The sequence below is a fragment of the Pseudoglutamicibacter albus genome (assembly GCF_022346425.1).
In the GTDB taxonomy this organism is placed as follows: Bacteria; Actinomycetota; Actinomycetes; order Actinomycetales; family Micrococcaceae; genus Pseudoglutamicibacter; species Pseudoglutamicibacter albus.
Window position 1 is genome coordinate 41,284 of sequence record NZ_JAKRCW010000006.1, and the last position, 24,388, is coordinate 65,671.

21 protein-coding genes are annotated in these 24,388 nt (G+C 59.0%); 6 read left to right on the forward strand and 15 right to left on the reverse strand.

Annotated features, from left to right (window positions below):
• Positions 1 to 4 precede the first annotated feature (4 nt).
• Complete coding sequence (locus MHJ63_RS05120) at positions 5 to 1,630, reverse strand: protein kinase domain-containing protein (RefSeq protein WP_239446413.1); 1,626 nt, start codon at positions 1,628 to 1,630, stop codon at positions 5 to 7.
• Positions 1,631 to 1,816: 186 nt separating this feature from the next.
• Here MHJ63_RS05120 and lipB point away from each other — a divergent pair, with 186 nt between their 5' ends.
• The 4 genes from lipB to MHJ63_RS05140 all read left to right on the forward strand — a co-directional run bounded on the left by lipB (position 1,817) and on the right by MHJ63_RS05140 (position 5,188).
• On the forward strand, positions 1,817 to 2,524 hold the full coding sequence (lipB, locus tag MHJ63_RS05125; RefSeq protein ID WP_275435963.1) for a lipoyl(octanoyl) transferase LipB: 708 nt from the start codon (positions 1,817 to 1,819) through the stop codon (positions 2,522 to 2,524).
• Positions 2,521 to 3,519, forward strand: a complete 999-nt coding sequence (gene lipA, locus MHJ63_RS05130) for a lipoyl synthase (RefSeq protein ID WP_035754501.1) — start codon at positions 2,521 to 2,523, stop codon at positions 3,517 to 3,519. Before lipB ends, lipA begins: the two co-directional genes overlap by 4 nt.
• Before the next feature lie 70 nt (positions 3,520 to 3,589).
• On the forward strand, positions 3,590 to 4,345 hold the full coding sequence (locus MHJ63_RS05135) for a hypothetical protein (protein ID WP_239446415.1): 756 nt from the start codon (positions 3,590 to 3,592) through the stop codon (positions 4,343 to 4,345).
• A 57-nt stretch (positions 4,346 to 4,402) separates the two neighbouring features.
• Positions 4,403 to 5,188 (forward strand): DUF4191 domain-containing protein, encoded by a 786-nt coding sequence (locus MHJ63_RS05140; RefSeq protein WP_035754499.1) that lies wholly within the window; start codon positions 4,403 to 4,405, stop codon positions 5,186 to 5,188.
• A 97-nt stretch (positions 5,189 to 5,285) separates the two neighbouring features.
• On the opposite strand, the gene MHJ63_RS05145 is transcribed toward MHJ63_RS05140, so the two are convergent.
• On the reverse strand, positions 5,286 to 5,792 hold the full coding sequence (locus tag MHJ63_RS05145) for an RDD family protein (protein ID WP_070490512.1): 507 nt from the start codon (positions 5,790 to 5,792) through the stop codon (positions 5,286 to 5,288).
• 200 nt (positions 5,793 to 5,992) lie between these two features.
• On the opposite strand from MHJ63_RS05145, the gene glnA (MHJ63_RS05150) reads away from it, so the two are divergent.
• A complete protein-coding gene (gene glnA, locus MHJ63_RS05150) occupies positions 5,993 to 7,417 on the forward strand; it encodes a type I glutamate--ammonia ligase (protein WP_070490514.1) in 1,425 nt (474 codons plus the stop codon).
• A 101-nt stretch (positions 7,418 to 7,518) separates the two neighbouring features.
• Here glnA (MHJ63_RS05150) and MHJ63_RS05155 read toward each other — a convergent pair whose 3' ends face one another.
• The 3 genes from MHJ63_RS05155 to MHJ63_RS05165 all read right to left on the reverse strand — a co-directional run bounded on the left by MHJ63_RS05155 (position 7,519) and on the right by MHJ63_RS05165 (position 12,291).
• Positions 7,519 to 10,656, reverse strand: a complete 3,138-nt coding sequence (locus MHJ63_RS05155) for a bifunctional [glutamine synthetase] adenylyltransferase/[glutamine synthetase]-adenylyl-L-tyrosine phosphorylase (RefSeq protein WP_239446416.1) — start codon at positions 10,654 to 10,656, stop codon at positions 7,519 to 7,521.
• An 8-nt stretch (positions 10,657 to 10,664) separates the two neighbouring features.
• Positions 10,665 to 12,005, reverse strand: a complete 1,341-nt coding sequence (gene glnA / locus MHJ63_RS05160; protein WP_035754497.1) for a type I glutamate--ammonia ligase — start codon at positions 12,003 to 12,005, stop codon at positions 10,665 to 10,667.
• A gap of 103 nt (positions 12,006 to 12,108) precedes the next feature.
• Positions 12,109 to 12,291, reverse strand: coding sequence for a hypothetical protein (locus MHJ63_RS05165; protein WP_035754496.1), 183 nt, complete (start codon positions 12,289 to 12,291; stop codon positions 12,109 to 12,111).
• A gap of 135 nt (positions 12,292 to 12,426) precedes the next feature.
• Between MHJ63_RS05165 and map the strand changes: the two genes are divergently transcribed.
• The gene (gene map / locus MHJ63_RS05170) at positions 12,427 to 13,344 is read left to right on the forward strand and encodes a type I methionyl aminopeptidase (protein ID WP_083285389.1); all 918 of its coding nucleotides are present in this window, start codon (positions 12,427 to 12,429) and stop codon (positions 13,342 to 13,344) included.
• An 80-nt stretch (positions 13,345 to 13,424) separates the two neighbouring features.
• Here map and nrdR read toward each other — a convergent pair whose 3' ends face one another.
• The 10 genes from nrdR to MHJ63_RS05220 form a co-directional block, all read right to left on the reverse strand.
• Positions 13,425 to 13,913: a transcriptional regulator NrdR gene (gene nrdR / locus MHJ63_RS05175; RefSeq protein ID WP_035754495.1), complete on the reverse strand. Its 489-nt coding sequence runs from the start codon at positions 13,911 to 13,913 to the stop codon at positions 13,425 to 13,427.
• Between the two features lie 242 nt (positions 13,914 to 14,155).
• Positions 14,156 to 15,502: a histidinol dehydrogenase gene (gene hisD / locus MHJ63_RS05180; protein ID WP_239446417.1), complete on the reverse strand. Its 1,347-nt coding sequence runs from the start codon at positions 15,500 to 15,502 to the stop codon at positions 14,156 to 14,158.
• Between the two features lie 67 nt (positions 15,503 to 15,569).
• The gene (dnaE, locus tag MHJ63_RS05185; protein WP_141739809.1) at positions 15,570 to 19,133 is read right to left on the reverse strand and encodes a DNA polymerase III subunit alpha; all 3,564 of its coding nucleotides are present in this window, start codon (positions 19,131 to 19,133) and stop codon (positions 15,570 to 15,572) included.
• A gap of 130 nt (positions 19,134 to 19,263) precedes the next feature.
• Complete coding sequence (locus MHJ63_RS05190; RefSeq protein ID WP_370977418.1) at positions 19,264 to 20,181, reverse strand: RluA family pseudouridine synthase; 918 nt, start codon at positions 20,179 to 20,181, stop codon at positions 19,264 to 19,266.
• The gene (gene lspA, locus MHJ63_RS05195) at positions 20,178 to 20,774 is read right to left on the reverse strand and encodes a signal peptidase II (protein WP_070507103.1); all 597 of its coding nucleotides are present in this window, start codon (positions 20,772 to 20,774) and stop codon (positions 20,178 to 20,180) included. The genes MHJ63_RS05190 and lspA overlap by 4 nt, the downstream gene beginning before the upstream one ends.
• A gap of 196 nt (positions 20,775 to 20,970) precedes the next feature.
• Positions 20,971 to 21,609: a DivIVA domain-containing protein gene (locus MHJ63_RS05200; RefSeq protein ID WP_035754490.1), complete on the reverse strand. Its 639-nt coding sequence runs from the start codon at positions 21,607 to 21,609 to the stop codon at positions 20,971 to 20,973.
• Between the two features lie 167 nt (positions 21,610 to 21,776).
• Complete coding sequence (locus MHJ63_RS05205; protein ID WP_052048220.1) at positions 21,777 to 22,070, reverse strand: YggT family protein; 294 nt, start codon at positions 22,068 to 22,070, stop codon at positions 21,777 to 21,779.
• A 148-nt stretch (positions 22,071 to 22,218) separates the two neighbouring features.
• Positions 22,219 to 22,779, reverse strand: a complete 561-nt coding sequence (locus MHJ63_RS05210) for a cell division protein SepF (protein WP_035754487.1) — start codon at positions 22,777 to 22,779, stop codon at positions 22,219 to 22,221.
• A gap of 56 nt (positions 22,780 to 22,835) precedes the next feature.
• A complete protein-coding gene (locus MHJ63_RS05215; protein ID WP_239446418.1) occupies positions 22,836 to 23,609 on the reverse strand; it encodes a YggS family pyridoxal phosphate-dependent enzyme in 774 nt (257 codons plus the stop codon).
• Positions 23,610 to 23,628: 19 nt separating this feature from the next.
• Positions 23,629 to 24,384: a purine nucleoside phosphorylase YfiH/LACC1 family protein gene (locus tag MHJ63_RS05220; RefSeq protein ID WP_070507105.1), complete on the reverse strand. Its 756-nt coding sequence runs from the start codon at positions 24,382 to 24,384 to the stop codon at positions 23,629 to 23,631.
• Positions 24,385 to 24,388: the final 4 nt, after the last annotated feature.

A 24,388-nucleotide genomic window follows, 5' to 3' on the forward strand; every position in this document is an offset into this window, starting at 1 on the left:
ACCGCTATCCTTTAGGCTTGGCCGCAGCTGCGATGGTTTCTATCTTCCAGCTGCGGCCAACGCGTTTAAAGCCCACATCAAGAACATCCGTACGGCCTGCTTCGCGAGAAACAACGCGGCCAGTCTCCGTTTCTATCGAGTGAGCCTTCAGCTTCACTTCAACAACCGCTGAAGCAAGCTTGCCTTTCTTCTGCTTGGTATCGATGCTCACGCGTTCCAGCTTCATCTCGACACCTGCAAACCGCTGCTTCTCTGCTTGCATCTTCTCAAGCATCTGCCGATCACTCTTCAAACCGGCGGCCTTGACGGTATAGACCTTGTCTAAAGCCGCTACGTCACGCTGCTTGAGCGCAGCCATCCGTGCTTTAAGCTGTTTTTCGACATCGGCCCGTGTGAGTCGTTCATCCTCTGATGCACGCTGACTCGATCCGGCTTGTTTGCCTGGCGCGTCCTCGGTGCTGGATGCGCTCGCTACAGGCTTCGCTACGGTAGTCTGCGTAGCTTGCGCGGCATCCTGCGAACGCGGGCCAGCGAAAACCATGAGTCCGGCAACTGTGAGCATTCCGAGTGCTGCGACCCCGATGATCGCCGTGGTTGGCGTGATCTTCGCTCCACGTAAACGCGAACCAAGCCTGGCGCCAGCTGCGCGTTTGCCAGGCCTGTGTTGAGTCAGCATCAAGGCCCGCCCCTCGGCACGTACAGCCTCGTCAATGTTCAACGGCTCTGGTTCTTGAACAGCCAAAACCTCCGGGGCAAGTTCCTCTGCGGCTGGGCGTTCGCGCGGATCAACTGATAAGCAATCATCGATCAGTTGCGCGAAGCGTTCGTCGATGCCCTTGACCGTGAGAGGCAACGGAACACGGTGTTCGGCTGCAGCTGGTGGCTCCCCTGTCACAACGAACCAGGCGAGAGCTCCCCAACCCCACACGTCGCGGGCTTGATCCGCTACTTCCTCTGCTGGTGCGAACCCTTCAGTGAAACTTTTGGCAGGCGCCGCCCCGAGGGAACGTGCGTTACCCGGATCGATCAAAACCGGGGCTCCGTCGGCCCGGAACATCACGTTCTGCGGGCTCACATCTCCGTGCACCGCGCCGTGCGCGTGAAGGTGTGTCAAGGCTTGGGCGATCGGCACGAGCAACGTCACCGCCTCCCCTACCGGAAGCGAGCCTCGCGCCTCGATCAGATCAGCCGCTGACCCTCCAGGGACAGCTTCCATCACGAGCCGCCGCGTGTCTTCAGCAGCCGTCCCAGCTGGCGCCTCCTCACGATAAACATCTTCGGCGTCGGAAAGAATCTTGACCAGGTGCGGGTGATCCCACGCCGCCGGAGGGCTCGGCATATCGTGCTGGGCGGTTGCTCTGACCCTCCGTACGGCAGCCGGCAGGCCGTCATAGTTTTCAAAATGCACATCCGCTTCCCCACCTGAGCGAAGGTACTGGCGGATGTCACGGCTCAAATCCGGCGAGGTATCAGAACCTGTAATGACTCGCATGAACGGGTCATCCCGGCTCAGTGGAGCATCCTCATGCTCTGAGTCTTCAAAATCAGTGGCTTCAGGCTCACTGGCTTCAGGCTCACAGCCTTCGGGATCGCTACCGTGAGCGTCTGGGTCTTGGGGCTCGTATGCCATGGTGCCCTCACTCTCCGCGTCATAAAACTCAATCCGTGGACGTTCTGGATTCAGTGTGCAGCATTTCCCGCCTTCCCTGCTCGGTTGTCCACAGGTAGGGCGTCTAGACACAGATTTTCCGTTATTCACAGGCCACGTAGTCCCCGGCGTTATCCCCTAACTCCGGTGTGCGCGGTCGTGGGGATTATGCTGGAGAGCATGAGCATCAACGTGTTGGAACCCGGTTATGGCAAAGACGCCGTGGAGTATATGAAGGCGTGGAGTCTGCAGCAGCGGATCCATGACGAGGTAGTTTCCGGGAATGTTCAGCCGACCGTGATCATGCTGGAGCATCCGCCAACGTACACAGCGGGCCGCCGCACACAAGATTCCGATCGCCCCACTGACGGAACCCCGGTAGTCGATGTTGACCGCGGCGGTCTCATTACGTGGCATGGCCCCGGCCAGCTGGTGGCCTACCCGATCGTTCCTCTACGGGATCGTGCCGCGATCAAATCCTTCGTGTGGGCGTTGGAAGAAGCGATCATCAAGACTGTCGCTGATTTCGGGATCACCGCCCAGCGCGTCGAGCATCGCGCGGGCGTCTGGGTGCTGAAAGAGGGCGTACAGGATGAGAAGATCGCCGCGATCGGCCTCCACATCGATAACGGTGTTTCGATGCATGGGCTCTCCCTCAACGTCAACAACAGCCTCGCCCCCTACGATGTGATTGTTCCGTGCGGTATCCAGGATGCCGGAGTCACCACGATGGCGTTGCAGGCAGGCAGGAACATCGAAGTGGCCGATGTGGTTGAGTCCTTAAGCGGGCACCTCTTGGAGGAGCTTGCCCCCGTGGTTACCACACCCGAGAACGAATCTGAGCAGCAAAACATCAAGGAGAACACTCAAGCATGAGCACCCCAGCACCAGAAGGCCGCCGTCTTTTGCGCGTCGAAGCACGCAACGCGGCTGTCCCTGTGGACCGGAAGCCTGAGTGGATCCGCGCCGAGCTCAACATCGGCCCTGAATACGTGAGCCTCAAGAAAGACGTCCATGCTAAAGGCCTGCACACCGTGTGCGAGGAAGCCGGTTGCCCTAATATTTTTGAATGCTGGGAAGACCGCGAAGCATCGTTTTTGATCGGCGGCTCGCAGTGCACCCGGCGTTGTGATTTCTGCCAGATTGACACCGGCAAACCACAGCCGCTCGACCCAACCGAACCGCTCAAAGTCGCTGAGTCGATCCGTGAGATGCAGCTACGCTACGCGACCGTAACCGGTGTGGCACGTGACGACCTCGACGATGGCGGGGCATGGCTGTATGCGGAAACCGTACGTAAGGTTCATGAGCTGAACCCGAACACCGGCATCGAACTGCTTATCCCCGACTTCAACGGCGAGCCGGCCGCCCTCGATCAGATCGTGGAATCCGGCCCTGAGGTGTATGCGCACAATGTAGAAACCGTGCCGCGTATCTTCAAACGCATCCGCCCCGCATTCCGCTACGAGCGTTCCATGGACGTGATCCGCTACGGCAAGGACCGCGGGCTCATCACCAAATCCAACTTGATCCTCGGTATGGGTGAAACCCGCGAAGAGATCTCTGAGGCCCTCCGTGATCTGCACGAGGCCGGCACCGACATCATCACGTTGACCCAGTACCTGCGCCCAACACAGCTGCACCTACCGGTAGACCGGTGGGTCACCCCTGCTGAGTTCGTTGAGCTCAGCGAAGAAGCAGAAGAGATCGGTTTCGGCGCCGTCATGGCTGGGCCGTTGGTCCGTTCTTCCTACCGTTCTGGGCGTTTGTGGGCTCGCGCCATGAAGAACACCGGCAGGGAGATCCCGTCCCACCTCAGCCACATCGACGACACCGGTTCGGCACGTCAAGAAGCCGCCTCGCTCGTCTAACTCAGCAACCGCCGAAGCTGAATGCGAAGGTCTAAGGCAACGGAATCCAGAGCGACGGGGTCTGCCATCAATGTTTGAAACGCCCACCAGCCAACCCATACCGCGGATAGCTACCGTTACCGTGGTGGGTTTGCTTGCCTTGGCAGCCCTGGGTGCGTGCGGATCCCAGGAAAACCCGGCACCGGCTGAACCGACACCGACCACGTCTGCGAGTACATCGGCAAGCCCTACACCGAGCGAAGAACCCTCCGAGGAGCTCGATGCGTGGCCGAAAGACCTCACCCCCGTGAGCGCGCATACACTCAAGGACCCGGTTCTTGAACACGCGTTCACTATCAAACAGGTTCTCGTGAACCCACAAGGGCTACCTGATCCGCCGAAAGGCACGGGATGGCTCCTGGCGCAGGTTGAGGTGACACCAGGCGAGACCACGATGAACGAACCGAGCTGTTCGTGGATCCAAGTCTCGCGCGCATCGAGCTACATACCGGGGGTATCGCATCAGGTCATTGCGGCCTATGCTGAAGATCTCAACAAGGTCGATGCATACGAAGATTTCGATATCACCCCGTTGTCCGCGCCTGAATCTGGGGCTCCAGTCACGGGTTGGTGCTTGTATCAGGTCAAGGACCTCAACTCGAAAAAAGCTGCATCCGATAAATCTAAGAAATCTGACAAGCCTTCCACCGTGGATGGCACGCAGTTGTGGATGCATGTGCGCCGCCCTGCCATGAAGGACCCGGGGAACCAGAGCTACCCTGAATACGTCGAATCTTCCCGGATCCGTTTCCAGACACATGAATCGACAGCCGGCGCTAAAGAATAGAGCACAGTCCCGCGTTAGCTCAAGCATTACCGGCGTGACCGTCTAGAATGGTGCATTATGGCCAGACTTGATCAGAACGCTCGCGAGCAGATCGCGAAGCTGCGTGAACAACAAAAAGCGGAGAAGCAGGCGCTTAAAGACGCCAAGAAGCGTGCCCGCGCTGAAAAGAAAGAATCGGGACGCGGCGGTCAGATCCGTGAAATCTTCCGGATGACCCGCGAAGCGAAGCCAGCCCTCCCGTGGATCATGCTGGCTATCGTGTTGGGTTCCGGTGCGATCGGTTTCGGTATCGGCTGGTTGCTGAAGAACTGGATCACGTTCCTGATCCTCGGCCTCGTGATTGGCCTCATGCTCGCGATGTTGTACATGTCGCGCAGCGGTGAGAAGGTCGCGTTCCAGAAGATCGAAGGCCGCCCCGGTGCCGCCGGTGCGGCGATGTCTGTTCTGCGCCGAGGATGGGTTTTGAAGGAAGAACCGGTCGCGGTCTCTCCTCGTACCCAGGACCTCGTGTTCATGGCTATTGGCCGCCCTGGTGTTGTCCTGGTCACGGAAGGCCCTAACGGCCGGGTCCGTTCCCTCGTTGAGGGTGTTCGCCGCGACGTTGAGCGCGCGGTCCGCGGCGTTCCTGTAACGATCATCAACTCAGGCTCCGGTAAGAACCAGACTCCGTTGCCTGAGGTTTCCAAGACGATGAAGAGCCTGCCTAAATCGATCTCCCGTCAGGAAGTCCGTGCTGTTGATCAGCGGCTCTCAACCTTGCGTTTGTCCAAGCCACCTATCCCTAAAGGTATGGACCCTAACCGTCCACCACGCATGTCCCGCCGTGCATTGCGCGGCAATTAACGGCTAGCTCGGAAGCCAACCAGTTGGTCTCCTAGCGTGGAGTCCTGCCCTCTAATAAGCCGATGGCGGTGGAGTTTTCCTCTCCACCGCCATCGGCTTATTTGCGGACGATGCGGCCGCGCTCCCCGCCGCGAACCACAGTGAGCACGAGGCCGCGGACGCGGTCGTGAACACCTCGCTGGTCCGCGTCCATCACCACGGCAGGGATGACCAGAAGCAGCAAGACAGTGCGGATCAGGGCGTCCAGCGGCGAGATTGGGGTACCGTCGAGGCGCTGGACCTGCATGCCTAGAATCCAGTGGCCTATGGTGCGCCCAAAGATCGTGAGCATGACCAACGTCATGACCACGAACACCACAAGGTTCAGCCACGGCAGCTGGTCGCGGCTGATGAGCCAAGACACGCCCATCGCAAGCCCCCAGTCGATCAACAAAGCCAGGATGCGTGGGCCCATGCGCCCCACCGCGCCAGGGCCAGATTCTGGGCGGCCAAGCCCCGCACCGGGATATTCGCTGTTATGGGTTTGTGGGGGTCCACTAATCCACGAACCGATATCGGCTCGCGTGACGCGGGTCTCGCGTTCATTCTCGGGTTTCTTGGCCATAGGCCTCATTCTACGTGGCGAGCCCACCGCCCACTGTGCCTAACCGCCCTGGCTTCTGCATGGGTGAAAACCTGTTCATCTCACAAAACCAAGCCCCCGCCCCGGCAAAACCACCAAGGCGAACGAGTTATTGACTAAACTGGGATGTGAGGACCGCTCATTCTCAACGGACCACACACCATGCCTAGGAGGCTACAGACGTGTTCACGTCAACCGAAGAAGTACTGACCTTCATCGAACAAGAGGAGGTGCAGTTCGTCGATATTCGGTTTACAGACCTGCCTGGCATGCAGCACCACTTCAACGTGCCGGCCTCGACGGTTGACGAAGACTTCTTCGTCAACGGCCAGCTGTTCGATGCGTCCTCGATCCGCGGTTTCGAAGGGATCGCGAATTCGGACATGCAGCTGATCCCGGACATCAAGACCGCGTTCGTTGACCCGTTCCGTGCGGCAAAGACCCTCGTCATGACCTTCTCGGTGGTCAATCCACGCACGGGCGAGCCGTACGGCCGTGATCCACGCGGCGTCGCGGAACGGGCTGAAGCCTACCTCGCATCGACCGGTATCGCTGACACTGCTTTCTTCGCATCCGAAGCCGAATTCTTCATCTTCGATGACGTCACCTACTCGACTGAACCGCACAACACCGGGTTCAGCGTCGACTCCGTAGAAGCTGCTTGGAACACCTCCGCTTTGGAAGAAGGCGGAAACCTTGGCCACAAGATGCGCACCAAGGGCGGCTACTTCCCGGTCTCCCCTAACGATAAGCAAGCTGACCTGCGGGATGACATCTCGCTCAAGCTCACCGATGTGGGTCTCAAGGTTGAGCGTGCACACCACGAAGTCGGTGCGGCAGGCCAGGCAGAGATCAACTACGAGTTCAACACGCTCGTGCATGCGGCAGATGACCTCATGAAGTTCAAATACGTGGTCAAAAACGTCGCTGAAGAGTGGGGTAAGACCGCAACGTTCATGCCGAAGCCGCTGCAGAACGACAACGGTTCCGGTATGCACTGCCACCAGTCCCTCTGGAGTGACGGCAAGCCGCTGTTCTACGATGAGCTCGGCTACGCGAACCTCTCCGACACGGCCCGCTGGTACATCGGCGGTCTGCTGCACCACGCATCGGCGGTCATGGCGTTCACGAACCCGACCGTGAACTCCTACCGACGCCTCGTCAAAGGCTTCGAAGCGCCAGTGAACATGGTGTACTCGCAAGGCAACCGCTCCGCCGGTATCCGCATCCCGATCACCGGATCCAACCCGAAGGCCAAGCGCCTCGAGTTCCGTGCACCGGATGCCTCCTCCAACCCATACCTCGCTTTCGCGGCCCAGCTCATGGCGGGCTTGGACGGTATCCGTAACCGCATCGAACCGGCAGACCCGATCGATAAGGACCTCTACGAGCTCCCACCAGAGGAAGCCGCAGACATCCAGAAGGCACCAGAGACCCTCTCCGAGGCGCTCGAAGCGTTGCGTGAAGACCACGAATTCTTGCTCGCAGGCGACGTCTTCACCGAAGACCTCATCGAAACCTGGATCGAGGATAAATACGAAAACGACGTACGCCCGATGATGGCTGCCATCACGGCACTGGAATACGAGCTCTACTACTCGCTCTAAACCAGGCATGTTGAGGGGCTAGGAACCATGTGGTTCCTAGCCCCTCAACAGTTAACCGCTGTGCTCGGCGCTGCTCGCCACGGCGCTGTTTACCATGGCTTTCACCGTGGCTGTTCGCCGTAGAACAGCTCCTCGAAGACTTGCCGGGCCCGCCGCGCAACACGTAGCCACGCTTCTTCCAGTTCAGGCCCGGCGTCTTTGCCCCAGCCGATCCACGTCGCTACTGCAGAGATCTCCGAGCGGCTCGAGGGGAAAGAGTCCGAGGCCCGGCCCGTGCATGCCATGTTGGCAGCACGCACGTCAGTCGCTAACTTCCAGGCGGTCTCGAGGCTCTCGGCGTCCTCTTGGCTGATGAGCCCGGCGTGATGGCCTGCACGCAACGCCTCCAACGTGTTCGTGGTCTGTAAGCCCGGGTAGCGTTTAGCGAAACGTAGCTGCATCGACTGAACCAGCCACTCGACATCGCTCAAACCGCCTGGCCCCAACTTCACGTGCCGGCGTGGATTCACTGCGCGCGGCAACCGCTCTCCCTCAACACGTGCTTTGACTCGCCGGATCTCCTGGAGTTCCTTTTCTGAGAGGCCGTGCTGATACCGCACCGGGTCGATCAGTTCAACGAACTTAGCTCCAACTTCCTCATCGCCTGCGAACGGGCGGGCACGCAACAAAGCCTGCCGTTCCCAGGTTTCTGCCCACTTCTCGTAATAGTCGGCATAGGAGTCCAGCGAGCGCACGAGCGGACCGTTTTTACCTTCAGGGCGTAGATCGACGTCGATCTTCAGCCGGTGCTCTGCCAGGATCGGTGGCGTCAACGAACCCGAAAGCAGATGCCCCAAAGCTGAAGCCATACGGTTGGCCTGTTGTTTAGCCGCCTCAGGGTCACCCCCCTCGACAGGCTCGTACACGTACATCGCATCCAGGTCAGAGCCGTAACCGATCTCCGCGCCACCTTGCCGGCCCATCGCAATCACTGCGAACTGAGCGAGCTCGCCATGCTCGGCTACCTCTTGCCGCCGAGCAACATGCCAAGCCCCCATCACGGCGGCCTGATCCACGTTTGACAGCGCCCTGCCTAATTCTTCTACATCGATCAGCCCAGAACCATGAGCCAAAGCAACACGCAACAACTCCCGCCGCCGCGCAGTCCTCACCAACTGCATACCGCCATCGGCGGCGTCCTCATGCCTATCCAGCTTGGCTGAAACCTGCTTCCACAACCGCTCCCAGCTACGCGGTTGCAAATCAGAGTCGTTGCCGAGCCACGCGGTCGCCTCCGGCGATACCTCCAGCAGATCCACAACCATCCGCGACGTCGACAAGATGCGGCACAACCGCTCCGCACCCGCCGGGGAGTCACGCAGCATAGACATGAACCACGGGGTTGAACCCAACGCGTCAGAAAGCCGCCGGAAACCAAGCAGGCCAGCATCCGGGCTCACGCCATCGGCAAACCATTCCAGCATGACCGGCAGCAAGTGCCGTTGCAGGGCTGCGGTACGCGAGATCCCGCCGGTCAACGCTTCGATGTGGCGCATCGCCTGCTTCGGATCCGCATAGCCTAAAACCTTCAGACGCGCTTGAGCGGCCCCCGGGGTGAGCCGCACTTCATCATCCTGTAGACCGGCGGCAGCGGCCAGCAACGGCCTGAAGAAAATCTTCTGATGCAGGCCGCGGACACGGGCTTTGATCTTCCGCCACGCCGTCAGCATGTTCTCGGCAGTCACAACCTGCCGCTCATCAGGCGAGGCGACACCGCGGGCAAGCGCTCTCTGCTCGGCCTCCGATTTCGGCATCGCGTGCGTACGCCGCAACCGAACCAGCTGAATCCGGTGCTCCAAGCTACGCAAATACCTGTAGTCCGCGCTGAACTGGCGGGCATCATCGCGCGAGATATAGGCAGCGCTTGCTAACGCATCGAGCGCCTCCAACGTGCCACGCACCCGTAACCCCTCGTCCACGCGGCCATGCACAAGCTGCAGCAGCTGCACCGTGAACTCGACGTCACGCAGCCCGCCCGGGCCGAGCTTGATCTGCCTCTCAACCTCGGCTTGTGGAATGTTATCTGTGACTCGCTGGCGCATCTTCTGTACCGCTTCAACAAAGCCATCGCGGCGAGAGGCTTCCCACACCATCGGCCAGATCGCCTCGATGTACTCGTCTCCGAGCGCGGTATCGCCTGCAATCGGCCTGGCTTTCAGCAGCGCCTGGAACTCCCAGTGCTCCGCCCAGCGCTTATAGTAGTTCAGGTGCGAGGCCAGCGTGCGTGACATCGCGCCGTCTTGACCCTCAGGCCGAAGGTTGGCATCCAGCTCCCATAACGCAGGTTCCTTGCCGGTGGAACCCACGATGTGTCCCATCGCCTTCGTGAGGTTAGCCGCGATGTCCTCGGCGCGTTCAACGGCCTGCGTCTCAGCGCCTTCCTCTACCGAATGCACATAGATGACATCAACGTCAGAGACGTAGTTCAATTCTCTCGCGCCGCATTTACCCATCCCGATCACGGCCAACCGCACCTGGGTCACATCGGTGTCCGGATACGTGTCAGCCACGTGCCGGTAGGCGATCGCAAGCGCCCCGTCAACGGCCGCGGCCGCGAGGTCTGCAAGTTCAGCCGCAACCATCCGCACCGACTCTGCGGCGTCATCGGCGCACACGTCTTTCATCGCGGTGTCCAGAAGCTCCGCTCGATACGCCACGCGCAGTGCTGCGACGGTGGCGTCGTCGGCTACAGCGGCGATCGGAACATCGGATTGCGGGTCAGCGCCGACGGCGGTGAGCATCTTGGCGCGCAACCCACTGGGATCCGATGGCTCGTATTCACTTGGCCGGGCAATACTGAACGCTTCGGCTTGGTCGGGGTGGCGCAGCACGAAGTCGATGAGTGCCTCTGAGGCGCCAGCGAGCATGAACAGAGGCTGATTCCGTTGCGGATCTTCCACTGTCTCTGCCAGCGAGGGCACCCGCTCAAGTAACCGGATCACGTTCAGCAAGGCCATGTCCGGGTCAGCGGTAGCCCGTAGCGCTTCAAGCACCCTCACGTGATCGATATTCGTGAGCTCTTTAGACCTCAACAGTGCCCGCGCACGCTTCGAATCGTTGAATCCGGCGGCGCGAACCGCGCGGTCAATGGTAGAAGAGTCAATGCCGGGAGAGTCAACGGTCGACGAGCCAATCGCGGGAGAGGCAACGCTGGATGCCTCGACGGTGGATGGATGTTTATCCTCTTGTGGATGGGTCATGGATTCTTCTACAGCATCCCCAAGTAACGGCGCAGTTCAAACGGGGAAATGTCTTGGCGGTATTCGTCCCATTCGGCTCGTTTATTGCGCAGCAGCGCATCGAAAACCCACTCGCCCAGGATGTCAGCAACCAGCTCGGAATTCTCCATCACGTGGATCGCTTCATGCAGCGTGGAGGGCAACGGATCCAAGCCAAGCACGCGGCGTTCTCGGCTTGTGAGCGAGAAAATGTCTTCCTCGGTTGGGTCGCCGAGGTCGTATCGATCGCGGATACCTTTGAGTCCAGCACCCAGGATGCATGCGTAGGCCAGATACGGGTTCGCGGCCGAATCGATGCCGCGGTACTCGACGCGGGCGGATTGGCCCTTGTCTGGCTTATACAGCGGGACGCGCACGAGGGCGGAGCGGTTGTTGTGGCCCCACGAGATGTGGCTTGGCGCTTCTCCCCCGCCCCACAAGCGTTTATAGGAGTTCACAAACTGGTTGGTGACCGCAGTGAATTCCGGCGCGTGAGTTAATACGCCGGCGATGAACTGGCGTGCCGTGGTGGAGAGTTGATATTCCCGGCCACCTTCAAAGAATGCGTTACGTTCACCCTCAAACAACGAAAAATGGGTGTGCATACCGGAACCGGGGTGTTGTGAGAACGGTTTAGGCATGAACGTCGCATAGATACCTTGCAGTAGCGCGACTTCTTTAATGATGGTGCGGAAGGTCATGAGGTTATCCGCGGTGGTCAGCACATCGGTGTAGCGCAGGTCGATCTCGTTTTGTCCCGGCCCCGATTCGTGGTGGGAGAACTCAACGGAAATACCGACTTCTTCGAGCGTGGTCACGGCCTTGCGGCGGAAGTCTTGTGCGATGCCGCCGGCAACGTGGTCGAAGTAGCTCGCCGAATCGACCGGTTGAGGATGCCCGTTGGCGTCCATCTCATCGCTGCGCAGCAGGTAGAACTCGACTTCCGGATGCGTATAGCACGTGAACCCCATGTCTGCGGCCTCTTCAACCTGTCGCTTCAAGACGTGGCGCGGATCCGCCAACGATGGCTCGCCATCGGGGGTCAAGATGTCACAGAACATGCGGGAGGTCGGCTCGATGTTGCCTCTCCACGGCAACAATTGAAACGTTGTAGCGTCCGGTTGCAGGAGCATATCGGACTCAAAAATCCGGGAAAGCCCTTCGATCGAAGAACCGTCGAAACCCAGCCCTTCACGAAACGCGCCTTCGACCTCCGCTGGGGCGAGCGCTACAGATTTAAGCGAGCCCACAACGTCGGTAAACCACAACCTGACGAATCGGACATCGCGCTCCTCAATGGTTCTGAGGACGAAGTCTTGCTGACGGTTCACTCAATGCTCCTTCATTGCATGCCTGCTGCCGTGGCTGGCTTTCTAGGGTCTTCCCGAGCTTCGCGGACCTAGCGGGCTATTTCGCGGGTCTGGCTCCCCATTACTAGTCTTCGTCTTCTTCGTCCCATTCGCGAGTGCGTTCTGCCGCGATCTCGTAGGCGCGTGATGCTTCTTCCGCGCTACGGTAGGGGCCCATCCGCTGGGACCCGATGGACTGCGGGCCTTTCTCCACCTCACCGGTTGAGGTGTTGAACCAGTATTCGCCTTCCGGTGCGTTCTGTGTCATGATCTTCCCCTTCTCTTATGAGCCGCGCGGCCCCTTCCGGGACCACTTCACCGCAACATGGTTGATGCCGCGGCCTTGACCTTCCCTCTTCACATTACGCGGTTCTGCCCCACAGGTGGGTCCTAAACTGGTGACATGACTGATTCTTCTGCTGCACCGTCTTCGTCCGCTTCCTCCTCGCGCGCAACCGCGCCCATCGGGAATCTGACGAAAGGCCGGGTTTCTGCGCTCCGAAAGGTCCCAGGGAACATTCAGCGCCCTCCCTACGTGGGTAAGCCGGGGCCTGAAACCTGGGACGGCGGAGATGTTTATTCCCCGGAGGAAGTCGAACGGATTCGCGCGGCGGGCCGTATTGCCGCTGATGCCCTGCAACTGATCGGTGAGACGGTCAAGCCTGGCATGACCACGGATGAGGTCGATGCGATCGGTCACGAGTTCCTCATCAAGAACGGCGCGTACCCTTCAACGCTTGAATATCAGGGCTTCCCTAAGTCCACGTGCACCTCGCTCAACGAGGTTATTTGTCACGGCATCCCTGATGACACGGTCATCCAGGACGGTGACATCATCAACGTGGACATCACCGCATATAAAGACGGCATGCACGGCGACACCAACGCGACATTCCTTGTGGGAGATGTGGATCAGGAATCCCGCGACCTCGTTGAGCGCACACGCGAGGCCATGATGCGCGGTATTCGCGCGGTCAAGCCGGGGCGCCAGATCAATGTGATCGGCCGGACCATCGAGGTCTATGCCAAGCGGTTCGGGTTAGCTGTGATCCGGGACTTCACCGGCCACGGTGTAGGTGGCGCGTTCCACTCCGGACTGATTGTTCCGCATTACGATGCCGCACCCGCTTATGACACGGAGATGGTGCCTGGCATGGTTATCACGATCGAGCCGATGCTGGCGCTCGGTACGCACCGCTGGCAACAATGGGATGACGGCTGGACCGTGGTGACAGCCGACCGTAAACGCACAGCCCAGTTTGAACACACGCTGGTTGTTACCGAAGACGGCGCCGATATCCTCACGCTACCGACGCCGTAGTTCGGCCGTGTTTTAGGGAGCCGTGTTTTAAGAGAGCCGGCGGCGGTTCGGGCTTCCCCTCCCGAACCACCGCCGGAGATTTATGTGGCGGAGAGCGTACGTTGATGTGGAGGCAACGTTGTCTCTGGGTTTTCCCGCAACGCTTTGATCGCGTCTTCAAAATCTTCGAGGGTTTCAAAGCCTTGATACACGGATGCAAACCGCAGGTAGGCGACCTGATCGAGCCGGCGTAGCGGGCGAAGGATCGCAAGACCTACATGGTGCGCATCGACTTCCGCCCGGCCTTCCGCACGTATTGTCTCTTCGACTTCTTGGGCGAGCATCGCCAGGTCGTCTTCCGATACTGGCCGGCCTTGGCAGGCTTTCGAAACACCAGAGACGATCTTGGCGCGGCTGAAAGGTTCAGCGACACCTGAGCGTTTCACAACCGAAAGGCTCGCGGTCTCTACCGTGGTGAAGCGGCGCCCACACGAACTGCATTGGCGGCGACGACGAATCGAATAGCCGTCTTCGGTTGCGCGGGAGTCAACAACACGCGATTCAGCATGCCTGCAGAACGGACAAAACACGCGGCTGACCTCCCTTCACAACAGTGCTCAGGCTGTCACCTCAACGGTCTGCACAGTCCAGACACTCGTTTCACACACGCAACGTGCATCACAATCATAACCGGCATTACGTGAATCACCAACATGTAATTACTACATCTAGTAATCCGCTACAAACACACCCACGGGACTTAGGGTTCTCATAGCGAAGCTGTTGGGGGTCACTGAGCTCCACCGCGGGCCCAGCGCTTCTCTATCGCTACTCAGAGCTCGCGGGCCGTGACAGCTTCGCCGTGTGCCGGTAGATCTTCTGCGGAAGAGAGCGCCAGAACATGCTCGGCCACTTCAGCAAGTCCTGCACGGTCATAGCGAATCTCTTGAATGGCCTTGAGGAAGGTCGTGACGTTCAGCCCGGACGCGTGACGAGCCGTCCCCATGGTTGGTAGAACGTGGTTGGAACCGGCCGCGTAATCCCCGAGGCTCACCGGCGAATAGGTTCCCAAGAACACCGCACCAGCCTGAGTGATGAGTGCGGCGTCTGCTTCTGGGTCTTCTGTAAGCAGTTCAAGGTGCTCGGCGGCATAGTGATTCGCGGCAGCGATCGCCGCATCGTGGTCATCCACAAGCACGATGCCGGACTGTGGGCCGGAGAGCGCCGTCAACACACGCTCGGCGTGCTTTGTTTTTTGCGCTCGTTCTCGCGTCTCGGTGCGGAATACATCCACCAGCTGCGGATCCCACGTGATGATGACGCTGGCCGCGTTCGGATCATGCTCAGCCTGGGAGATCGCATCAGCTGCAACGATCTTCGGATCGGCGGAGGCGTCCGCGACGATCGCGATCTCGGTCGGGCCGGCCTCAGAATCGATACCGACCTCGCCTTTGACCATCGCTTTCGCTGTCGCGACGAAAACATTGCCCGGCCCGGTGATCAAATCGACCGGCTCGAGCGGAGCATCCAGACCGGCGTCGACCTCAGCTTCTAGGCCATAAGCCAACACACCGATCGCTTGCGCGCCACCCACCGCATACACTTCCTGGATCCCTAGAAGCTGCGCGGCAGCAAGAATCGTGGGGTGCGGCAACCCCGTTCCGTCTTTAGCCGGCGGGCTCACGAGCGCGATCGAACCAACACCTGCCTCTTGCGCAGGCACCACATTCATGACAACCGAGGACGGATAGACCGCCAAACCACCTGGAACATAGAGCCCGACGCGCTGCACCGGCTCCCACCGCATCGTGACACTCGCGCCAGGGCCAAAGTTGGTTGTGGTCGGGCCCGGCTTGTGATCAGCGGCGAACGTGCGGGCGCGCTCGATCGCGACCTCGAGACCGCGGCGGACTTTCTCATCGAGTCCAGCCAACGCGTTTGCCATCGCCTCAGCTGGAACGCGAAGGGAAGGCACGGCGACCCCATCGAACTGTTCGGTCAGTGCCGTGACAGCTGTAGCGCCGCCTTCGCGCACCATCTTGAGGATGTTTTCGACAACGCTCTGATGCTCCATGCTCGTGCTGGCCTCCAAACGGGGCAGGCCAGCGCGGATGCCGGCATCATCGGCTCCACGCAGATCGATCAGTGGGAGGACATCAGTTTCTTCTACGTTGCTCACCCTCCCAGTCTAGGAGCCGAAGCATGCGGTGCGCCCATGTGTCACACCGTGTGACACTGCCGCTGAGCTAGATGAGACAGTCCGGCCCTAGGAGCACCTTGAGGTCGCCGAACAGTGCTGCGTTCGGGGTGACCTTGTATTGGGAACCCAACCGCATCGTTTCAATCGTGGCGCTACCGATGAGTTTGACCCGCACTTCGGATTTACCGGGGTGGGTTCGCAGGACGTCACCGAGTTGGCGGATCACCGGCTCGGTGGCCTGGTGTGTTGGGATCTGAACCAGCAAAGGGCCTGAGCCGCCGTCAGCGGTGATGTCTGGGATCTTGAGCTCTTGCGCAGAGATCGAGATCGCCCCGTCATCGCGGCGCTGGAAGCGGCCCTTGACGGTCACGATGAGGTCCTCTGCCAACAAGGTCGCGATCGGCTGGTACGCCTGCCCAAAGAACATGACCTCGATCGAACCCGAGAGGTCTTCAATCTCACATTTGGCGTACGGGTTGCCCGAGTTCTTCGCAACACGCCGCTCAAGGTTGGTGATCATCCCGGCGATCGTGATGGTGTGCCCGTCTTGCGGGCCACGGTCGGAGACCACGGTTGCGATCGGCATGTCAGCGAGCCTGCCGAGCGCATCCCCCAGCCCCTGCAGCGGGTGGTCGGATACGTAGAGGCCCAACATTTCACGCTCGAGGCTGAGCTTTTCCTTCTTATCCCATTCAGGAATGTCAGGGATTTCAACATCGAGCGCGTTCGCCAGGCTCTCATCCCCGGACATGCTGAATAAGTCGAATTGATGTGCGGCCTCGTGGCGTTTGAGCGCCATCGCTTGATCCACAGCATCTTCGTGGATAGCGGTCAATGCACGGCGATGGTGGCCGAGGTCGTCAAAAGCGCCTGCTTTGATGAGGGATTCGATGGTGCGCTTGTTGAGCGCTTGCGGGCCGACTTTGTTGAGGAAATCGGAGAAGGACTCGAAACGTCCCTTTTCTTCGCGGGCCTCCACGATGGCTTCCACAACGTGGCTACCGACGTTACGGACCGCACCGAGCCCGAAGCGGATGTCACTTCCGACTGGGGCGAAGTTATTTTGGGATTCGTTGACATCAGGCTGCAGAACCTTGATGCCCATCCGGTGGCATTCGTTGAGGTAGAGCGCCATCTTGTCTTTATCTGTACCGACCGAGGTCAACAGCGCGGCCATGTATTCGGCCGGATAGTTGGCTTTGAAGTAGGCGGTCCAATAGGACACGAGTCCGTAGGCGGCGGAGTGCGCTTTGTTGAACGCATAGTCAGAGAACGGGAGCAGGATGTTCCACAGCGAGGTGATCGCCTCCTCGGAGAAGCCACGTTCGACCATGCCGTCATGGAATCCCTGATACTGGCGATCCAACTCTTCTTTCTTCTTTTTACCCATCGCACGCCGCAAGAGGTCTGCCTGGCCCAGCGAATAGCCTGCGACTTTCTGCGCGATCGCCATAACCTGTTCCTGGTAGACGATCAAACCGTAGGTGGTATCCAGGATTTCTGCGAGCGGTTCAGCCAGTTCCGGGTGGATCGGGGTGATCTCCTGCTGCCCGTTTTTACGCAACGCATAATTCGTGTGGGAGTTAGCGCCCATCGGGCCTGGACGGTACAGCGCGATGACCGCGGAAATGTCTTCGAAGTTGTCTGGACGCATGAGGCGCAGCAGAGAGCGCATCGGCCCGCCATCGAGCTGGAAAACACCGAGTGTGTCGCCTCGAGCCAGCAGCTCATAGGCCGCCTTGTTGTGGGTGTCGAGCCGTTCAAGGTCCGGAACCTCTCCCCCGTTGAGGCGGATGTTCTCCATCGCATCAGAGATGATCGTGAGGTTACGCAGACCCAAGAAGTCCATCTTGATCAGGCCGAGGGATTCACAAATCGGGTAGTCCCACTGCGTGATGACCTGTCCGTCTTGGAGGCGACGCATGATCGGCACAACATCGATGATCGGTTCCGAAGACATGATGACCCCGGCCGCGTGCACACCCCACTGGCGTTTGAGGCCTTCCAAGCCTTTCGCGGTTTCGAAAACCTTGCGGGCTTCCGGGTCAGATTCGAGCAGTTCGCGGAATTCGCCGGCCTCGCCGTAGCGCGCGGCATCTGGGTTCTCTACGTCCCACAGCGAAATGTCTTTAGCCATCACCGCTGGCGGCAAAGCCTTAGTCAGGGTCTCGCCCATCGCGAACGGGTGACCCAGCACGCGGGAGGCATCCTTGAGTGCCTGCTTTGTTTTGATCGAACCGTAGGTCACGATCATCGAGACCTTATCGGCACCGTATTTTTCGATCACATACTGGATAGTTTCGCCGCGGCGGCGATCGTCAAAGTCGACGTCGAAGTCCGGCATCGAGACACGTTCCGGGTTGAGGAAACGCTCAAAGATCAAGCCGTGCTCAAGCGGGTCCAGGTCAGTAATACGCAACGCGTAAGCGACCATCGAGCCCGCACCCGACCCACGCCCAGGCCCCACACGGATGTCGTGGTCCTTGGACCAGTTGATGAAGTCCGCGACCACCAGGAAGTAGCCAGGGAAACCCATACGCTCGATAATCCCGAGCTCGTATTCGGCCTGCTTCTGGGATTCTTCCGGAACTCCATCCGGATAACGGTAGTGCAGGCCGCGCTGAACCTCCTTGACCAGCCACGTGTGCTCCGTCTCCCCTTCCGGGACCGGGAACTGTGGCATGTATTTGCCGATCGATGGCTCAAAATCGACCTTGCACCGTTCAGCGATCATCAACGTGTTATCGCACGCTTCAGGCAGCTCGCTGAAAAGCTCACGCATTTCACGCGGTGACTTCAAGTAGTAGCTGGAACCGTTGAACGCGAAACGTTTACCGCCCTGATCATACGAGGGCTCCAACAGGGTTGAACCTGACTGGATCGCCAAGAGCGCTTCGTGTGCTTTCGCGTCTTCTTCATGCGTGTAGTGAAGGTCGTTAGTCGCAACCAGCGGCAGGTTGAGGTCTTTAGCTAGACGCATCAGATCGCCACGCACGCGGTGCTCGATTTCGAGCTCGTGGTCCATGAGCTCGAGGAAATAATTCCCCTCACCGAAAATGTCTTTGTACTCCCCGGCCGCACGCAGCGCCTCATCGTATTGACCCAGCCGCAAGCGAGTCTGAATCTCACCCGATGGGCAACCCGTTGTTGCGATAACACCCTTGGAGTATTGGGAGATCAGTTCACGGTCCAGGCGCGGCCAACGCGAGAAAACCTGATCCAGCGACGCCTTCGACACCGCCTTGTTGAGGTTGTACCAGCCTTCGTTATTCTCCGCCCACAGCGTCATGTGGGTATAAGCGCCACCACCGGAGACGTCATCGCCCTTTTGATCACGCGTACCCCACTGCACACGCGTGCGGTCGCTACGTGCAGTACCTGGAGTCACATACGCTTCAACACCCAAGATGGGGTTGATGCCTTTGTCTTTAGCCTTCCGATAGAAATCGTAGGCACCGAAAAGATAGCCGTGATCGGTGATCGCCATCGAATCCATGCCCAACCGTTGGGCTTCTTCGAAAAGATCAGTAACACGGGCCGCACCATCCAACATCGAATATTCGGTGTGGGTGTGCAGGTGAACAAAACCATCGTCAAGACTTCCAGCCACACCACCATGGTAGCCAGCACTACGGCCCTTACCGGGGACGGCTCGGCATCAACCCACAAGTATCACCGAACAGTGTGGCGCGGCTCCCCTAGCGCTGTTCCTTCTACGCTCTGTTTCTTCTACGCGGCGTTCACTCTTCACGCAGAAGCTCGAGTGCATCCACAAGATCCTGCGGATACGGGGCATCCAGGTACATCTCTTCCCCGGTGACTGGATGTGTGAAACCTAACTCTTTAGCGTGCAGCCACTGGCGCGTCAGGCCCAGTTTTGCCGCCACGGTCGGGTCAGCTCCGTACTGCTGATCCCCCACGAGTGGGTGGCCCATCGCGGAGAAATGCACACGGATCTGGTGGGTGCGCCCAGTCTCAAGTTTGACCCGCATCAGCGAGGCGATCCCGAATGCCTCTTCAAGCTTGTAATGGGTCACGGCGTTGCGGCCATCCGTGACTACAGCGAAACGCCACGTCGCGTTCGGGTGCCGGCCAATCGGTGCATCGATGGTGCCTTCCATCGGATCAGGTAGCCCTTGGACCACGGCGTGATAGATCTTGGTCGGCGTGCGGTCTTTGAACGCTTGCTTGAGCCCGGCATAGGCGGGTTCGGATTTCGCAACAACCATGAGCCCCGATGTGCCCACATCGAGGCGCTGTACGATACCGGCACGCTCTTGCGCTCCTGAAGTTGCGATCGCAATACCCTGGCGTGCCAGCTGTCCCGTGACAGTCGGCCCCGCCCATCCCGGGGAGGGGTGCGCGGCGACCCCGACCGGTTTGTTGATCACCACAAGGTCGGCGTCTTGATACACAATCGGGATGTCCTGCACGGGTTCCTCCACTTCTTCAGCCGCTTCGATCCTCACCGTAATCTCAGAACCGGCGTCCGGGCGCATCGACTTCAAGCCACGCTGCCCATCCACGCTCACCTGTCCGTCTTGGATCATCTGAGCCGCGAGCGTTCGCGAGACGTCTGCGGTTTTAGCGACCACCACATCGAGCCGTTGCCCCGTACCTGCCACCGTGATGATGCGCGCATCAGATTCGTAACTCACGCGTCCTCCTGAGCGATTGTTTCGCGGCGTTCGCTGGGGCTTGCTCCGCTGGAACTTCCTCCGCTAGAGCTGCTTTCGCTCAAGCTCTGTTCTTTCAGTTCCTTCAACGGCACGTTGCACCAGATCAACAACACGATCGCGACCACGCTGCATGTGATCAGGGAGTCTGCGATGTTGAAGATCGCGAAATTGCCAACTGAAATGAAGTCCACCACGTGGCCGTGTCCGAAAGCTGGTGGGCGGAAAAGCCGGTCCGTCAGGTTACCGAGCGTTCCGGCGAGCAACGAAGCAAGAGCGATGGTCCACAAACGCGAGCGTGTCTTGAACAACGTGATCACTACCGCCACGGAAACCACCGCCATGAAGACGGTGAAGACCCATGTGAAGTCCTCACCCATCGAAAACGCCGCACCCGGGTTCCGGATCGAATACCACTTAAACCACGGCTCGATGACCCAACGGATCTCGCCGATTCTCATCTGCGTTTCAACCCAATACTTGGTCAGCTGATCAAAGCCGTAACCGATCACCAGAATGATGCCCGCGATGATCGCGAGACCTCCACGGGATGCGGTGCTCTTCGGCGTTGTCATAGGTACCCTTCTGGTGCCGTCAAAAGAATGAATGGAAAAGCTCGATAGTTATAGAGCTACAGCCACAGGTATAAGGCTACAGATACAGTTCAAGGCGGTGACCCTGATCAGGGTCACCGCCTTGAAGCTGGCTTAGAACTAGATCAGAACAGTGTCCTTAGAACTGTGCCGATGCTGAGAACTGTCGTGCCGATGTTTAGATCTGTGCCGAGATTGGGGTCTGGCCGTCAAGATCAGATAGCTGGTCTGCGATGTAGTTACGCAGACGGCCGCGGTAATCGGCTTCGAAGGCCTTGAGGTCTTCGATCTCGTCTTCGAGCATGCTCTTCTTCTGTGCAAGATCATCGAGCGTGCGGCGCTTGGTTTCTTCGGCGTCGTCGGTGGTCTTCTTAGCTGCTGCTTCAGCGTCAGAGACAAGCGACTGCGCCTGAGCCTGTGCCTCGGAAACGATGCGATCGCGTTCCTGAGCGCCCTGGTTGACGTATTCGTCGTGGAGGCGCTGGGCCATCTGCAGAACGCCTGCGGCCTCGTCTGCGGTGCCACCGCCAGACGTAGATACCGGGAACGTTGCCTCGGTTGCCGCAGAGACTGGCATGACAGGCTCTGGAACATCGTGGTCTGCGGTCTCCGAGGTTGCGGAGACTGGTGCAGGAACAACGTTTCCTTCCTGGCATTCAGCCAGCTGGCGGCGCAGCTCGGCGTTCTCATCATTCAGGCGACGAAGTTCTTCTACAACCTCATCCAGGAAGTCATCGACTTCATCCTGGTCGTAGCCTTCACGGAACTTCGTTGGCTGGAAGCGTTTGTTGACTACATCATCCGGCGTGAGGGCCATCTGATCTCCTCGATTACTCGGGTACGGTCACCAGCGATACTTTCGCCAGTCACGATGAATAAAGACTTAGAAACGCCTGTGCTGCGGATCAGCTCGACGCTTGCTTGATAACAACTATATAACGATTTTCGCTTTTTTGCGATGTTGACCGCTATTAGCGTCACAGCCTACACAAATCCTACACCCATTTGGAACACAAGTCCCTTCACAATGGACACCACGAAGAACACGAGAATGAACGAAAGGTCCAGCTGGACGCCGCCGAAATTCACCGGAGGCATCGCCTTGCGAACCCACCCGAGCAGGGGTTCTGTGGTGCGGTTGACAGTGCTCGCGAATACAAGAGCGGCGCCCCGCGGGCGCCAGTCACGAACAAAAGAGTCGATGAAACTCACGACAATGCGCGCCATTAGCAGATACATAAACACGCTCAACGCCAGATAAATCACGCCAAAGATCACGCCGATTGCCTCCGATTATCTTTCGATCTCGTCCCTTGCGAGCCGTATCGCCCCACAAGCGCCACTGCGTAGCCACCGAGCGATTCGGCGGCTACTGACAAAATCGGTAGCTACCGAACAAGTCAGTAGCTACCGAGAAAGGTGAAACTTAGCTTTGGTTGAAAAACGCTGACTGGCTATCCCCAGTGAGTTCTTCACCCAAAATTTCAACGCCATGCGGAGTGAGCAAGAAGACCTTATTGGTTACACGCTCAATATTGCCGCGTAGAGCGAACACGAGTCCAGCCGAGAAATCAACAAGACGCTTGGCCTCAGACTCCCCCATGTCAGTGACGTTCATGATCACCGGAATACCATCACGGAAGCTCTCACCGATCGTCTTGGCATCGTTGTAAGAGCGCGGGTGAACAGTCGTAATCTGACGCAACTCAGTGTCCTCCTCCGGCGCGGACGCCGCGCGCTTGATGGGCGTCACCGGAGCGCGGAATTCTTCCGCAGCTTTCGGCGCCGTCTCGGGCTGTGCAACTTCTACCAGTTGCGGTTTAGCCGGTTCTGGCTTCACCTCTACTGGCTTGGATTTTACCTCTTGGCGCACCTGCTCCGAAACGGCGGGCTTAACGGTCTTCGCCGGCTCAGGGCGCTTGAGGTCTTCATCCTCCGCCTCAGCCAGGCCTAGGTAGATCATGGTTTTGCGGAGGGCTCCTGCCATCGGATTCTCCTTAAGTAGATGCGTAGGTGCCTATGAAATTCAGGCACCTTTCAAAGCTAACGCACAGGTGAGCGAGAACCCAGCACATCCGACCCGATGCGTAGGTGTGTCGCCCCTGCAAAAATTGCTTGCTCTAGATCATGACTCATACCGGCCGAGATTCCACTCGCATCCGGGTGTGTTTCTTGAATTCGATGGGCCAGTTCACCTATCCGCTGAAAAGCTATCTCTGGCGCCTCATCTAGGGGTGCAACAGTCATAACACCACGCAACTGAAGACCCGGATTTTCAGCGATACTGTCGGCCAATTCGGGCGCATTATTAATACTTACGCCGCCGCGGCCATCATCGGGCTGGTCCTTCCGCACATCGACCTGAACGTAGCAACCAAGCGGTTCGAAACCTTCGTCCACCCGACGTTGCCCAGCCCTAGCCAGCGCCTTCACAAGTGAGGCACGATCAACCGAATGAATTTCCTGTGCATACCGGACCACACGATTAACTTTGTTGCTTTGCAACTGGCCGATGAAGTGCCAACGCAAATCCGGTGCATATTCGGCTAGTGCTGCGGCTTTAGGTGTAGCTTCTTGCTCGCGGTTCTCCCCCACGTTGCGTACCCCGAGGTCATACAGGGCAGCGACATCCGATGGTGGGAAGAACTTTGTGACCACAATGAGCGTGGGTTCCTCGGTTCGCCCCGCCTCCTTGGTTGCTCGCGTGATGCGCTCTTTGACTGCGCTGAGGCGGGTTGCAAGTTCTTCGCGGCGGGAATCGGTTGCGTTGAGGCTTGGTGTCTGCAGGTCCTGGGGTTGCCCGTGGGTGTTGCTCACTGTCTACCTCTTTTTATTCCTATTGAATGTTTCGCTGATAGATGATGGTCGCGTTGCGCTCGTGCTTGTTTTCTCCGCGGTAGGAGTACCAAGCGGAGTTCTCGAGTGTGCATTCGTTTGCCTCATGCACCAAGACTCCGTATTCTTCTAAGATGGCGCGGCTTGCTCGCGGCAGATCTAAAGATGGTGTTCCCCAGCTGGTGGTGGAAGCGATAACTTCCGATGCGGCCCCTGGCAGTGCGGCGACCGCATCGGTAACCATCGTTTGGGGCACTTCATAGCACCGCCCACAGATCGCCGGCCCGATCCACGCTTCAAGCTCGGCTGCATGTTGGTCGGTCAAGGCTTTCAGTGTGTTCTGAATAACCCCGTCGATAAGACCTGTACGCCCGGCGTGAACTACTGCCGTAGCGGTGCGGCCTGCCGGGAGGCTCGCCGCGATCGCAATCGGTATGCAGTCTGCTGTCAACACGGCGGGGGCATACCGTGCACTGACATCGACCAACGCATCAGCTGTTGGCACATTGTGCTCTCGCTGGCACGTGTCAGCCCAAGCACCATCGGAATCAATGACCGCTACGAACGGGCTATGCACTTGCGACATGAAAGCCAGCGAACCCGGCTTCACACCAAGACGCTGTTCAACACGTGTCCGCGCGTGCAACACAAGCGCAACGGAGGGGCCCTCTACCGTATGTACGGCGAGGTTCCCCTCCGTGCGGCCTGTGAACGCTACGGCAACGTCCGGGTGAAGTGTGAACGTTTCGCAGCGCATTGGT